14 protein-coding genes are annotated in these 14,216 nt (G+C 38.0%); 9 read left to right on the plus strand and 5 right to left on the minus strand.

The genetic code is table 11. The annotated features are described in order from the left end of the window. Positions 1-227 precede the first annotated feature (227 nt). The 3 genes from GQR38_RS13880 (at position 228) to GQR38_RS13890 (ending at position 3,253) form a co-directional block, all read left to right on the plus strand. Positions 228-2,144, plus strand: coding sequence for an ATP-dependent DNA helicase (locus GQR38_RS13880; RefSeq protein ID WP_101163490.1), 1,917 nt, complete (start codon positions 228-230; stop codon positions 2,142-2,144). A 9-nt stretch (positions 2,145-2,153) separates the two neighbouring features. Beyond that, a complete protein-coding gene (gene tsaB / locus GQR38_RS13885) occupies positions 2,154-2,855 on the plus strand; it encodes a tRNA (adenosine(37)-N6)-threonylcarbamoyltransferase complex dimerization subunit type 1 TsaB (RefSeq protein WP_165722031.1) in 702 nt (233 codons plus the stop codon). Positions 2,856-2,923: 68 nt separating this feature from the next. After that, positions 2,924-3,253, plus strand: coding sequence for a hypothetical protein (locus tag GQR38_RS13890; protein ID WP_007580633.1), 330 nt, complete (start codon positions 2,924-2,926; stop codon positions 3,251-3,253). A gap of 257 nt (positions 3,254-3,510) precedes the next feature. Here GQR38_RS13890 and GQR38_RS13895 read toward each other — a convergent pair whose 3' ends face one another. Continuing rightward, the gene (locus GQR38_RS13895) at positions 3,511-4,800 is read right to left on the minus strand and encodes an alkaline phosphatase (RefSeq protein ID WP_165722030.1); all 1,290 of its coding nucleotides are present in this window, start codon (positions 4,798-4,800) and stop codon (positions 3,511-3,513) included. Between the two features lie 414 nt (positions 4,801-5,214). On the opposite strand from GQR38_RS13895, the gene GQR38_RS13900 reads away from it, so the two are divergent. From GQR38_RS13900 to rnd, 3 genes are all read left to right on the plus strand, one after another. Then, positions 5,215-6,066, plus strand: coding sequence for an alpha/beta hydrolase (locus tag GQR38_RS13900; RefSeq protein ID WP_165722029.1), 852 nt, complete (start codon positions 5,215-5,217; stop codon positions 6,064-6,066). Between the two features lie 115 nt (positions 6,067-6,181). Next, a complete protein-coding gene (gene fadD, locus GQR38_RS13905; RefSeq protein WP_007580629.1) occupies positions 6,182-7,834 on the plus strand; it encodes a long-chain-fatty-acid--CoA ligase FadD in 1,653 nt (550 codons plus the stop codon). A gap of 51 nt (positions 7,835-7,885) precedes the next feature. After that, positions 7,886-9,016: a ribonuclease D gene (gene rnd, locus GQR38_RS13910; RefSeq protein ID WP_007583273.1), complete on the plus strand. Its 1,131-nt coding sequence runs from the start codon at positions 7,886-7,888 to the stop codon at positions 9,014-9,016. 150 nt (positions 9,017-9,166) lie between these two features. Here the strand turns inward: rnd and minE are convergent, their stop codons facing one another. From minE to minC, 3 genes are read right to left on the minus strand one after another with little or no spacing between them, the layout of a single operon-like run. Then, positions 9,167-9,430, minus strand: coding sequence for a cell division topological specificity factor MinE (minE, locus tag GQR38_RS13915; protein WP_004334706.1), 264 nt, complete (start codon positions 9,428-9,430; stop codon positions 9,167-9,169). A 1-nt stretch (position 9,431) separates the two neighbouring features. Continuing rightward, entirely contained in the window at positions 9,432-10,241 is an 810-nt protein-coding gene (gene minD / locus GQR38_RS13920) for a septum site-determining protein MinD (RefSeq protein ID WP_007583272.1), read from the minus strand. 5 nt (positions 10,242-10,246) lie between these two features. Further along, positions 10,247-10,951: a septum site-determining protein MinC gene (gene minC / locus GQR38_RS13925; RefSeq protein WP_007583271.1), complete on the minus strand. Its 705-nt coding sequence runs from the start codon at positions 10,949-10,951 to the stop codon at positions 10,247-10,249. A 155-nt stretch (positions 10,952-11,106) separates the two neighbouring features. Between minC and GQR38_RS13930 the strand changes: the two genes are divergently transcribed. Together GQR38_RS13930 and GQR38_RS13935 are read left to right on the plus strand one after the other, a co-directional pair. Beyond that, entirely contained in the window at positions 11,107-11,388 is a 282-nt protein-coding gene (locus GQR38_RS13930) for a YcgL domain-containing protein (RefSeq protein WP_007583270.1), read from the plus strand. Beyond that, on the plus strand, positions 11,381-12,397 hold the full coding sequence (locus tag GQR38_RS13935; RefSeq protein WP_165722028.1) for a lytic murein transglycosylase: 1,017 nt from the start codon (positions 11,381-11,383) through the stop codon (positions 12,395-12,397). Before GQR38_RS13930 ends, GQR38_RS13935 begins: the two co-directional genes overlap by 8 nt. A 40-nt stretch (positions 12,398-12,437) precedes the next feature. On the opposite strand, the gene GQR38_RS13940 is transcribed toward GQR38_RS13935, so the two are convergent. Continuing rightward, complete coding sequence (locus GQR38_RS13940; protein WP_010552940.1) at positions 12,438-12,983, minus strand: MarR family transcriptional regulator; 546 nt, start codon at positions 12,981-12,983, stop codon at positions 12,438-12,440. A 205-nt stretch (positions 12,984-13,188) separates the two neighbouring features. Here GQR38_RS13940 and adhP point away from each other — a divergent pair, with 205 nt between their 5' ends. Then, a complete protein-coding gene (gene adhP, locus GQR38_RS13945; protein WP_007583268.1) occupies positions 13,189-14,199 on the plus strand; it encodes an alcohol dehydrogenase AdhP in 1,011 nt (336 codons plus the stop codon). Positions 14,200-14,216: the final 17 nt, after the last annotated feature.

Raw genomic sequence — 14,216 nt, forward strand, 5'->3', positions numbered from 1 at the left:
TAGCTTTTAATACGGATTGTTTTTAGTAAGAGTTAATAGGAAATTAGGCTTTGTAAATATTGTCATTATTAAATTAAATGTACGTTATAAATACAGTGTTTGTTGTAAACTTTAGTGGTTAATCACATTATTGAAACGTGTGTTGTATCATAAAATAAAAGTCGATTTTGTAATTACTTGCCCTAAATGCTTTGCTTACGTAAAATCCCGCTATTATTTATTTTAAAGTGATTGGTATTATCAAACAGCTGTTTAGTGCAACCGGGCCTTTGGCGTCATCGTTAGATGGATATACGCCTCGCCAACCACAAATTGATATGGCAGTAGCTGTTGCAGATGCATTAAAAAACAGTTCGCAATTAGTTGTTGAAGCAGGCACGGGTACTGGTAAAACATTTGCATATTTAGCCCCTGCACTTAAATCAAAAGGCCGAACGATAATATCGACTGGTTCTAAAGCCTTACAAGAACAGTTATACCACCGCGATTTACCTCAATTAGTGAAAGCGCTTGGTGCTTCTAAAAAAACCGCCTTATTAAAAGGGCGTGCTAATTACTTATGTACCTACCGACTTAATCAGCATGTTGCGCATGTGCCTACTGATGACTCCGACGTAATGCACCAACTAGCGATGGTAGCTAAGTTTGCCAGTGAAACGCAGTCAGGCGATTTAGCCGATTGTATTGGTATAGAAGATGACGCGAAAGTACTGCCTTATGTAAATTCAACAGCTGATAATTGCTTAGGTAAAGAGTGTCCAGATTTTCAAAGCTGTTATATACGCAAAGCACGTTTAACTGCGGCCGATGCCGACGTAGTTGTGATTAATCACCATTTATTTTTTGCCGACATGGCTGTAAAAGAAAGTGGCTTTGCTGAGCTTATGCCAAAAGCTGACGCGTATATATTTGATGAAGCCCACCAGTTAAGCGAAATTGCCAGTGATTATTTTGGTGAGAGTATTAGTACTAAAAAGCTGGTGGATTTAATTAATGATTTACGTGCTATTTATAGAGCCGAAATTCCCGATATGCTGCAGCTAGGTAAAAGCTTAAATAAGCTTGAAACAAGCGTTGCTGATTTACGATTACAGTTTGGTGTTGATGGCAGTAGAGGCGATTGGCGAGAAAAGCTAAGCGATAAACAAATATGTGCGGCACTTCATCGTGTGATCAGTGATTTAGATTTTGTTTATCAAGTACTTAAACTTTGCCTAGATAGAAGCGACAAAATTGAGCACCCGTTTGAGCGTGCACTTGCGTTTAAAGGGCAGTTAGAGCGGGTTTTTGATACAGCCCAAACCGGTTTTAGTTACTGGTATGAAACAACGCGCCGTTATTTAACTATTAATATAACGCCATTAAATGTATCCGCTAAATTTGCTCAAATGATGCAAGACACGGGCGCAGGCTTTGTATTTACATCAGCAACACTTTCGGTCGACAATAAACTAGAGCACTTTAATGCAAGCCTTGGTTTAAAACCAAAGCAAAGCATGATGGTAGATAGCCCGTTTGATTACCCTAATCAGGCGCTGCTGTGTTTACCGCGTTACTTACCTGAATCGCACGCTGATAATATGCCCCATGCGATTGTAAAATTAACACTTGAGCTTATAAAGTCAGCGCAAGGGCGTTGTTTTGTGTTATTTACGAGCTATCGAATGATGCACTTAGTTGCCGAAGGGCTCACCACACAAATAGACTACCCAGTTTATATGCAAGGGCAAATGTCTAAGCGTATTATTTTAGAGAAATTTACTCGCCATGGTAATGCGGTATTACTCGGCACGGCTTCTTTTTGGGAAGGTGTTGATGTACGCGGCAGTACACTAAGCTGTGTTATTATAGACAAATTGCCATTTGCAGCCCCTGACGATCCATTGCTTCAAGCTAAAATGCAAGATTGCCAAATGCAGGGAAAAGACCCTTTTTCACACATACAATTACCGCAGGCTGTTATTGCGCTAAAACAAGGTGTAGGGCGTTTAATTCGAGATAGTAAAGACAAAGGCGTACTTGTAATATGCGATAATCGCTTAGTTACACGCCAATATGGCCAAGTATTTTTAAAAAGCTTACCGCCGATGCGCCGCACGCGAAGCTTAGAAGATGCCAATACATTTTTAAAACAAATTAATTAGAGTAATAAAATGATCAAAAGTAATATTCTTGCCCTTGATGCTTCAACTGAAGCACTTTCAATTGTTTTACATTTTCAGGGCCAAACATTTCATCATTTTGAAGAATGTCCGCAGCAACATAGCCAAAAAATACTTCCACTTGTGGATGAGCTATTAACTAAAGCAAACTGTAAATTAAAAGACTTAGATGTCATTGGTTTTGGGCAAGGCCCGGGCAGTTTTACTGGTGTGCGTATTAGTGTAGCAATAGCACAAGGTTTAGCGTATTCAACTAATTTGCCGCTTGTAGGTGTGTCTACTTTGGCTATTATGGCGCAACAAGCATTTGAACAAAACGGTAGTGTGAGTGTTTATCCAAGCATAGATGCACGCATGGGTGAGATATACTTTGCACATTACCAAGCGCAAAATAATCTAATGCTTTTAGTTAACCAAGAATGCGTTATAAAACCTGATTTACTAAACAATGATTATATAGCGACCAGTGAGCCATCTGTAGCGGTAGGCACGGGCTTTAAAACCTATCCTGATGCGCTTAATGACTTTGAAAACGTGACAATTAATACTGATATTACATTGCCTGATGCGCGTTATATGTTAGCGCATGTTGAAGCCGCGTTTTTAGCGGGTGATGTTGTAAAAGCGAGTGACGCTCAACCTAAATATGTGCGCGATACGGTAACGTGGAAAAAGCTACCAGGACGTGAGTAATCATATTATTTGCAAATTGGTTGTTTTTAAATCATAATTTTATGCAATATTAAGGTTGGAGACGCGTAATGACGCTACCTATTGGTTCAGGTTTTTTTACCGGAGATATTCCGGGTAGGGTTAGCCCTACTAAAGTTGTTACTAATAAACCACAGAGTTTATTAGACCAGCCGGCTGCTCAAAAAACGAATACCGATTATGTAAAAAGCAGTGTCGAGGGCGTCGAACTGGCTAATCAACTGTTTAAAAGCAGTGCTAAAAGCAATGAATACAGCCAAACAATTTACGACCAACCGACAGCTCAAGTAAGTAAAGCGATTTCTACTTATACTGAATTTGCCAATTTAGAACGCAGAGCCGAAGTACAAAATTTAATAGGCGTTGATATATACGCTTAAAGCTCATTCAAACGTTTTAGATAAATACAGCGATAAAATTCAATAAAAAGCCCGAACATGTGTTCGGGCTTTTTGTGTTCAAAACGAGGTGAAATTATACCAATTCGCTTAATTAAGTGATCTATTTTGAGGGAAGAAAATCGTGTCGATAACAAGGCAAAAATTTCGTTATTTAGTTGTTCTATATCAGAAATTTTTAACGTAGTTAACGTCAGATTTAACCCCTCAAATTGATTAAGTATTATTGCGGATTGGTATTACTGTTCAATAAAGCCAATTAGCTTATCTGCAATATCAGTATTATTTTGTGAGCCGATAAATTGCTCACTGCCTTTGCCATAGGCAAATACTTGAACGTCTACAGCGGTGTGTCCGCCAGTTGTCCAGCCAGTAAAGCTTGCATCACTAATAATACTTTTAACAGCTAAATTAAGCGCTTTTTCGCCCATTTTTTTAGCTTGCTCAAGTTTGATTTGGTTTTCAGTTGTAAATTCAATATTGGTGTTAGCAGTCCATACTGGTTTTAAGTCTTTAGACTCCATAAGTTTGTCTGTTAACTTACTAGCCGTTGCCTTAACACCTTTAATTACGTCTGTTTCCCATTTAAATTGGCCATGCGAACCAATAGTTAAGCCGCCCGTTGAGTGATCGGCTGTAACTACAAGTATAGTGTCTTTATTTTTATCAACGTACGCTTTTGCTTTTTCGATTGATTTAGCAAAGTCGTCCATTTCAGCCATCGCACAAGCTATATCGTTAGAGTGACCACACCAATCAATTTGGCTGCCCTCAATCATCACAAAAAAGCCTTCTTCGTTCTGGTTATCTAGTAAACCAAGCGCTTTAGATGTTAACTGAGTAAGGCGAGTTGGATTCATATCAAGGGCAAATGGCAAGCCTTTGCTTGCATACAAACCTATGGCAGGTATTTGTGTAATTTGTCCCAGATTATTAATATCGTCACCGTATTGGTAACCTGCCGCTTTAAATTCTTCAACTAAATTACGGTCGTCACGAATAAAATATTTAGTACCGCCACCTAGCATTAAATCAACAGGTAATTTACCAGCAATCTTATTATCAAAATAATCGTTGGCAATATCATCGTAGTTGTAACGAGATTCATTGTGAGCTGTAAAGCTAGCAGGTGTTGCATGGTTTATTTGTGACGTTACAACAAGCGCTGTTGTCATACCGCGCTCTTTTGCCATTTCAAGCATGGTTTTAACTGGCTTTTTATCTGTATCTACAGCAACTGCACCATTATAACTTTTATGGCCGCTACTAAGCGCTGTAGCACCCGCAGCGCTGTCTGTTACATAAGTATGGTCATCAGGGTAGGTGTGAGCCATGCCTTTTAAAATAGTGTCAAAAACCGTGCCTTCTACTTCTTTTGTTGCAGGGTCATCTTTAAAATAGCGATAAGCCGTGGTGTAAGCCGGACCCATGCCGTCACCAATCATATAAATTACATTTTTAGGTGCTGATTCTGCGTAAGCACCAGAAGCGGTGCATAAAAGTGCCAATAAGCTGATCTGTTTTTTCATGGTTGTACCTTATGAGTGTACCTTATTTAATAGCCGCTGATATTGTATACAGATAGGATGATAAATAAATGAATATCTGAGATATTTATAATTTATACTTTGATTTTATATACATAGAATTATAGTTAACGCTGTTAGTTCTATTTATTTAAATTATACTAGTTATAAGTTAAGTATATACAATGCCGCCACTTTTAAATTGTTCAAAATACATACAGAGTGAGCTTATTAAAAACGGTTAGTTTGTTGTTTTTAGTTTAAGTTATTAATAATGTTATGTTTAATTATTATGCTTTGCTTCTTTTGTCATCACGAAGATAATTAAATCGTGAATTTGGCACCATTTTCTAAGTTAGTGGTCTGACAACTTGTATGCTATAAATAATGATGCTCTAAATTAATAAAGGACTTACCGTGCAGCCATTTAATATTGAAACCAATAATTTAAATATCCATGGCTTAAAAGTAGGTTCAGGGAACGAAATAGTAATAGCGTTGCATGGGTGGTTAGACAACTGCCATAGCTTTATGCCAATGTTAAACAACGGTAACCCAAAGCATACGTGGTACTGTATTGACTTTGTCGGGCACGGTTTATCATCTTGGCGAAGTGATGATGCACACTATTATTTTGTTGATTATATTGATGATGTGTACCAACTTATAAATGCCCTTGGTGTTAAAAAAGTACATTTAGTAGGTCATTCCATGGGCGCTATGGTTGCAGGACTTTTTGCTAGCTGCTTTAGCGATTATGTAGAGTCTGTTACCTTTATTGAGGGAATTGGTTGTGTTACAACCCCTAGTGAAGGTGTGTGTGAACAGTTACAAAGTGCAGTACTAAATAGAGCGCGTTTAAAAAATAAAAAGTCGAGAATTTATAAGTCGAAAGAACTTATTTATGAAGCACGCGCTCAAACAACCGATTTGAATAGCGAGCTTATTAAGCTCTTAATGCAACGAAATATTAAACAGGTTTCAGATGGTTTTGCGCTAACAACAGATCCAAAGCTCAAAAATCACTCAGGTTTTAGGTTTGATGAAGCGCAATGTATTGGTGCAATAAAAGATTTAATTGCACCATGTCAATTAATTTTAGGTAACGAAGGTTATTCGTTTGTAAAACAAAATTTGGCAAAGTATATTAGTTATTACAATAGCTTGAAGGTCATTAATGTAGATGGTGGGCATCATTGCCACATGCAAAGCAGTGAACACTGTTTTGAGCATATTCAAGACTTTATGCTGCAAAATGGTGCATGTTAATTGTAAGTTTGTGTTAAATGTGGGATTATTCCTGCATTAGAGTATTTGCTCAATTGTTAAAGCGCCTTACTTAGATTAAGGTTAATAAAAATATAATTATAAACAGGGGCTAAGAGTGGAAAAAATCTGGCTTAAGCGCTACCCAGAGGGTATGCCTGAAACAATCGATCCTGAGCATTACAACTCGTTACTCGAAGTGTTCGAAAAAAGTTTTAGTGACTACACCGATTTACCTGCATTTACGAATATGGGTAAAACGATGTCTTACGATGAAATAGACACAGCAACAAAAAAAGTTGCTTCCTATATTCAAAATGATTTGGGTCTTAAAAAAGGCGACAAAGTTGCCGTAATGATGCCTAATTTACTACAAACACCAGTCACAATTTTAGGTGTTTTGCGTGCAGGTTGTGTGGTTGTAAATGTTAACCCACTTTACACAGTACGTGAATTAGAGCATCAGCTAAAAGACTCTGACACTACGGCTATTTTCATCCTAGCAAACTTTGCTGACACACTTGAAAAGTCACTTGCTCATACTGATGTTAAACATATCGTGGTTACGCAAGTAGGCGATATGGTTGGCGGGCTTAAAAAGCATGTCGTTAACTTTGTTGTGAAGCACATTAAAAAAATGGTGCCAAAGTTCAACTTGCCTAACACAATTAAATTTTCAGACGTTTTAGCTGCAGATGAAGCTAAATATACGCGCCCTGAAATGAGCTTGTCTGATCTTGCATTTTTGCAGTACACCGGCGGCACAACAGGTGTATCTAAAGGGGCAATGCTGAGCCATGGCAACATGGTTGGTAACCTTGAACAAGTTTCAGGTTGTTTAGACAAAGTGTTAAACCGTGGTGAAGAAGTGGTTGTGACTGCTTTACCGCTTTATCATATATTTGCCTTAACAGCTAACTGCCTAACATTTATGAAGTACGGTGGTTTAAATATATTAATTACAAACCCACGAGATATGCCTGGGTTTGTTAAAGAGTTGGGTCAACATAATTTCACAGCTATTACCGGTGTTAATACATTATTTAACGGTTTATTAAACACACCAGGTTTTGCTGAACTTGATTTTAGTCATTTAAAAATGTCTTTAGGCGGCGGTATGGCCGTTCAACGTCCTGTTGCTGAAAAATGGCAAAAAGTGACTGGCTCAAAATTAATGGAAGGTTATGGCCTTACAGAATGTTCTCCTTTAGTTACTATTAGTCCTTTTGATTTGAAAGCATATAATGGCTCTATTGGTTTACCAGCGCCTAACACTGATATTAAATTGGTTTTAGATAACGGCGAAGAAGCCGCTAAAGGTGAACCTGGCGAGCTTTGTGTTAAAGGCCCGCAAGTCATGGTTGGTTATTACAAACGACCAGATGCAACCGCTGAATGTTTAAAAGACGGCTGGTTTGCTACAGGTGATATTGCGACTTATGATGACGAAGGTTTCTTCTTTATTGTAGATCGTAAAAAAGACATGATCATCGTATCTGGCTTTAATGTTTTCCCTAATGAGATTGAAGAAGTAGTGGCTATGCACGAAGGTGTGCTTGAAGTAGCTGCTATTGGTATTCCTCACGATGTAAGTGGTGAACAAGTTAAAGTTTTTGTTGTGAAAAAAGACCCTTCTTTAACTGAAAAAGATATAATAAGTCACTGTCGTGATAATTTAACTAATTACAAGGTCCCCAAGCTGGTAGAGTTTAGGGATGAGTTACCTAAAACTAACGTAGGTAAGATACTCCGAAGAGCCTTGAAAGATTAGCAACCTATAAAAAAGCCGACATATGTCGGCTTTTTTATTGTAGGAGATTAAGTGCAATACCAATTGATCGAAACCCAAAATCAACTGAACACTTTTGTTGAACAAATAAAAAATAAACCTATTTTAGCTATTGATACTGAGTTTATGCGTCGTCGTACTTTGTATCCAGAAGTTGCACTTATCCAAGTTTTTGATGGTGAGCATTTAGCGCTTATTGACCCATTAGCGGAACTTTCACTATTTGATTTTTGGGAAATACTTAAAGATCCTGCAGTTTTAAAAGTACTGCATTCTCCTTCAGAAGATATTGAAGTTTTTCAAAAGTACGCAGGCTTTGTCCCAGCCCCATTATTTGATACACAATTTGCGTTGCAGCTACTCGGTGAAGGTAACTGTATGGGTTTTGCTCTTATGGTAAAAGAGCTGCAAGGTATTGAAATAGATAAAAGCGAGTCACGCACTAACTGGCTGCAACGCCCGTTAACTAAAAAACAATTAGACTACGCGGCTGCTGATACTTTTTACTTATTACCGTGTTTTGAGCTGATTATTGATCGCATTAATGCCGCTGGCTTCTTTGACATTGTAATAAACGAAAGTGAATTGATTGCCAAAAAACGTGCATTTCAAACACCTGACGAACTTTTATATAAAGATATTAAAAATGCATGGCAACTTAAACCGCACGAACTGGCGGTGTTAAAAGAGCTTGCTGTATGGCGAAGAAATAAAGCTATCAAGAAAAATTTGGCACTTAATTTTGTGTTAAAAGAACATAACATGACTGAAATTGCCAAACGTGGTCCTTCAAGTTTAAACGCTCTACGTCAAATTCCAGGTGTTGAAGCTATTGAAGTTAATCGCTCTGGTGTCGATATAATAAAGTGTATTGAAGCTGCCAAAGAAGTTCCAGATGCTCAGCACCCTGATGTACTTAAGCGCTTAATTGATTTTCCTACTTATAAAAAAGTAGCAAAAGATATAAAACAAAAAATCACTAAAGTAGCTAAAGAGCACAATATACCAGAAGACGTTATGGCCTCTAAAAAGCAAGTTAATCAACTGATTAGTTGGAATTGGAAGCTAACTAATGAGCAAAAACAGAGTCATATAAAGCCTGACTTACTGAGCTCTTGGCGATATACCTACGTTAAAGACGCTTTAAAAGAATGGGATACTTAAGACTAAATATTTTCTTTAACTGTGTAATACTTATCTATAGTTTTTGTGTTACATAGTTAAGTTTTAGTTGCACGAAGGGGATTAAAACGTAGGTATTTAGAAAGTTATTGCGAAAATAAAGAGGGCGCTTATAAAGCGCCCTTTCTTCAATTACTTCTTTTCTTCATCAGGTAGTGTAACGTTTAGCTCAAGTACGGCTAAATCGTCTTCGTTCTGATCAAACTGAACCTGAACTGCATCGGTACTTACGTTCACGTATTTACGGATCACATCTAAAATGTCTTGTTTTAATTGTGGTAAGTAATCCGGCGTTCCTCGTTGAGAACGCTCGTGCGCGACAATGATCTGCAATCGCTCTTTTGCTAGTGACGCACTGTTTTTCTTTTCTGAGCGGAAGTAGTCAAGTAAAGACACGTTAACCTCCAAAAATCCGTTTAAATAAGCCTTTTTTCTCAACGTCTAAGAAGCGAAAATCGACGGTTTCACCTAGTAAGCGGTTAATTGCATCAGAATAAGCTTGGCCTGCATCAGATTCTGTATCCAATATAACAGGTTGGCCTGAGTTTGAAGCACTTAATACCGCTTGCGATTCAGGAATAACACCTAATAGTGGGATTGACAGAATATCTTGCACATCTTCTACCGATAGCATTTCACCTTTTTCAACACGACTAGGATTATAGCGTGTTAATAGTAAGTGTTCTTTAATGTTTTCTAGGCCTTCTTCAGCACGTTTTGATTTGCTGTGTAAAATACCTAAAATACGATCCGAATCTCGAACTGACGACACTTCTGGATTTGTTGTCACGATTGCTTCGTCAGCAAAGTACATTGCCATCATAGCGCCAGCTTCAATACCTGCTGGTGAATCACACACAATGTAATCAAAGTCTTCTTTTAATTCGTTTAATACGCGTTCAACACCTTCACGAGTTAATGCGTCTTTATCACGAGTTTGTGAAGCGGGTAGTAAAAATAATTTATCTACACGTTTATCTTTAATAAGCGCTTGGTTAAGGTTTGCCTCACCATTAATTACGTTTACAAAGTCATAAACAACACGGCGTTCACAACCCATAATTAAATCTAAGTTACGTAAACCAATATCAAAGTCGATAATAACTGTTTTATAGCCTTTTAACGCTAAGCCTGTGCCAATTGCAGCACTTGATGTTGTTTTACCAACACCGCCTTTACCTGAGGTAACGACAATTACTTTTGCCATGAGATTTATCCTTTAACCAAAGCTGAAATTTCTAATGATTCGTCTTTTTGTTGTATTTGCACTGCATTTCCCCAATGTTCACCTTGTAGTGAATCACTGATCCAGTAGTTACCATCTATTGAAACCAGCTCGGCCTCAAGTTTTTGGCAAAAAATGTGTGCTTCTTTAAAACCTTTTGCGCCTGCAATAGCGCGACCGCGTAGCGTGCCATAAATATGCACATTTCCATCGGCAATAACTTCAGCACCATGACTAACCGCGCCAAGTACTATCAAATCTCTATCTTTTGCATAAACTTGTTGTCCAGAACGAACTGTACCGCTAATAATTTGCGCTGGTAAATGCACTGTTTTTTCTACAATCGACGTATTAGCCTCTTGTTTAACAGGTTCGCTCTTAACGTCTTGTGAATAATTCAAAACAGATAAGCCAGCAGCTTTAGCTTGTGTATGTTGCTCATCTGAGCCATTACATACACCAACAGCGTTAAAGCTCATACGCTCGATTAATGACTTTAAGTGTACAAAATCAAGTGAACTGTTTTTAATTTCAATTAAATTAACAACAATAGGAGCACCCTCAAAAAACTTAGGGGCCTGGGCTATTTTTATATATAGTTGTTCTGCTAAAAGGTTTATATCAGTACTATAAAGATGCAAAACTGATAACGTAAAAAGATTCCCTTTTAACTCAAAAATTTGGTCCGACATACACGCTCAATTGAATTGTCTGATTAGAAATTAATTTTAGATAAACGTAGGCTGAATAGGGCCTTTATTGAAATTTCTAATCTAATTTTTCTAACTTATTATTACTCTCATGTTATAGTGTGCGGCATTGTTAAGCAAGAATTTATAGGGTCATAATGCTCACTGCAGTATATAAAAGTAAGAAAAAAGCGGATACGTTCTTATTTGTTGAAAAAAGAGATGATTTTGACAAAGTTCCGGAACCTTTAATGGCTATGTTTGGTCAACCTCTTTATGTGATGATCATCAACTTAGCAAAACGTGAGCATTTAGGTGGGTCTGATTTAGAAGCAGTAAAAGGTGCACTAAGTGATCAGGGGTATTATTTACAACTTCCTCCACCGGAACAAAATTTGCTAAGTCAGTTACGAAAAGAAAATGGAGTTGATAGTGATTAAAAAACTTATCGTTATATTATGTGGTGTATGTTTAAGCTCATCTGTGGTGGCAAAAACACAGGCCGAATTTCAAGATTATTTAGCAAATTTAAAGCAAGAAGCCATCTCAAAAGGCTATGAAGCAAAACTTATTGATGATGCTTTTGCAACAGCAACATATAAAGAAAAAGTGGTTTCGGCTGATAAAAACCAGCCAGAAGTAAAAGAAACCCTTGAAACGTATTTACCAAAACGCGTACCACAGTGGAAAATAGACCGCGCACGCAAGCTTTATTCAGAAAACAAAGATGTACTTGAAAAAGTAGCGAAAGAGTTTGGCGTACAAGCACGCTTTATAGTGGCATTGTGGGGACTTGAAAGTAACTTTGGCGCCATTCAAGGTGGCCATAATGTTATTTCGTCACTTGTTACACTTGCTTTTGATGGACGCCGAGAAGCGCTTTATAAACGCCAACTTTGGGCTGCACTCGACATTTTAAAATCGGGCCATATCACGCTTGATAAATTTAAAGGCTCATGGGCAGGCGCAATGGGGCAAACGCAATTTATGCCAACTTCATTTAATGCTTACGCGGTTGATTACAATAATGATGGCCGTAAAGATATTTGGACCACAAAAGAAGATGCTTTTGCTTCAATTGCTAACTATTTAAAGCAAGAAGGCTGGAACGACTCTCTTACGTGGGGTCGCCAAGTACAGTTACCTGAAAACTTTGATAGTAAATACGTTTTAGTGCGTGGTACAAAAACGCGCAAGCAGTGGCTAGAATATTGGAATGATTCTGAGCGTTCATTAGCTGATTGGCAAGCACTCGGTGTACGTAAAGCTGATGGCTCTGATTTACCTAATGTGGACGTGCGTGCTGCGCTGGTTATGCCTGATGATATAAATGGCCGTATGTACTTAGCGTACGACAACTACAAAGTATTTATGCATTGGAATCGCTCGTATTACTTTGCTACTAGCGTAGGTTACTTGTCGGATAGAATTGGTTATCCAAAAATCTAATTATTAAAATATACCTATAAATAAAGCCGCAATTGCGGCTTTATTCTTTTTTGAATATCTTATCTTTTAAGTCAATAACTTTACCAATTCCAGAACCTAGCTTCATCAGCTTATTAAGTTGCTCTGGCGTTAAGCGTTGCAGCTCTGATGACCATTTAGTGACGGTTTCAAGTAGGTTGTGAATTTCCCCCATTTGTTTTTGTGCATAAAGCTCATCGTCGTTACTGGCTTCGTCTAATAAGTTATCGCGTAGTAATGTTAAGGTGGGCTCAATTTCGCGCTTTTTACGTTCTTCAAATACGCGATTTGCCATATCCCAAATATCGCCAGCAGGGGCGTAGTACTCTTTTCGATCGCCAGGAATATGCTGCACTTTAATTAATTGCCACGATTGCAACTCTTTAATACCCATGCTTACATTACCGCGAGAAATACTAAGCGCATCTGCAATCTCATTGGCTGTCATTGGATTTTTAGTAATAATCAGCAAACCACACATTTGCCCAATCGTACGATTGAATCCCCAGCGGCTGCCCATCTCACCACAATGCATTACAAAGGCAAAATTCTTTTCGGATAAACTCATAGCTTAGTAACTTTCAGTAATTTCAGAAAGTAAATGCTAGCACGCTCATTTTGGATAGCAAGTTCTTAGCCATTTTATAAATTGATTTTAACGACTAAAGTATGATTTAGATTAATATTTATACATCTATATTGGGGTATGTTGTACACAACAATACGTAAATAAATCCTTATTTTTAATTTTTTTCACATACGATGGAATGACTATGAAAGCTGCAATTAATAATGAATACAAAGGTAAATTACAAATAACAGATCTGCCAATTCCTGAGGTTGGAATAAACGACGTTTTAGTAAAAATAGCCGCTTGTGGCGTTTGCCACACCGATTTACATGCCTGCCATGGTGATTGGCCGGTAAAGCCAAAAATGCCATTAGTTCCAGGGCATGAAGGAGTTGGTGTTATTGATAAAGTTGGAAGCAACATTAAGCACTTAGAAGTTGGCGATAGAGTGGGTATTCCTTGGCTCTATAGTGCATGTGGGCACTGTGAGTTTTGCCTAGATGGCAAAGAAACACTGTGTTTATCGCAGCATAATACTGGCTATTCTATTGATGGTAGCTATGCAGAATATTGTTTGGCTCACGGTGATTACGTTGTAAAAATACCTGAGGGATTAGGCTTTTCTGAAGCTGCTCCATTATTTTGTGCAGGTGTTACAACCTATAAAGCATTAAAAGTATCTGGTGCTAAACCTGGGCAGTGGGTTGCTATTGTTGGTGTAGGCGGGCTTGGACATTTAGCAGTACAGTACGCTAAAGCAATGGGTTTTAATGTAATAGCTGTTGATACAGGTAAAGAAAAACTCGCGCTTGCTAAAGAGCTTGGCGCAGATATAACACTCGACTTTAAAGAAGTTGTTCCTAGCGAAGCTATTTTTGAACAAGTAGGTGGCGCGCATGGCGTTGTGTGTACTGCGGTATCTAAAGCTGGGTTTGAACAAGCTTATAAGAGTGTACGCCGTGGCGGTAAATGTGTATTAGTGGGATTACCTCCAGAGGATATGCCGCTTCCTATTTTTGATACTGTGCTTAATGGCGTGTCAGTAGTGGGCTCTATTGTTGGTACACGTAAAGATTTGCAAGAATGCTTGGAATTTGCAGCGCAAGGTAAAGTAAAAGCGATTATTGAAGAAAAACGCTTAGAGGACATTAACGAAATTTTTGATGATATGCTCAAAGGTGAAATTAACGGTCGCATAGTGGTTACTATTTAATTAAATCGCCATAGCAA

The organism is Pseudoalteromonas sp. c7(2019) (assembly GCF_011378625.1).
GTDB classification, from domain to species: Bacteria; Pseudomonadota; Gammaproteobacteria; order Enterobacterales; family Alteromonadaceae; genus Pseudoalteromonas; species Pseudoalteromonas arctica.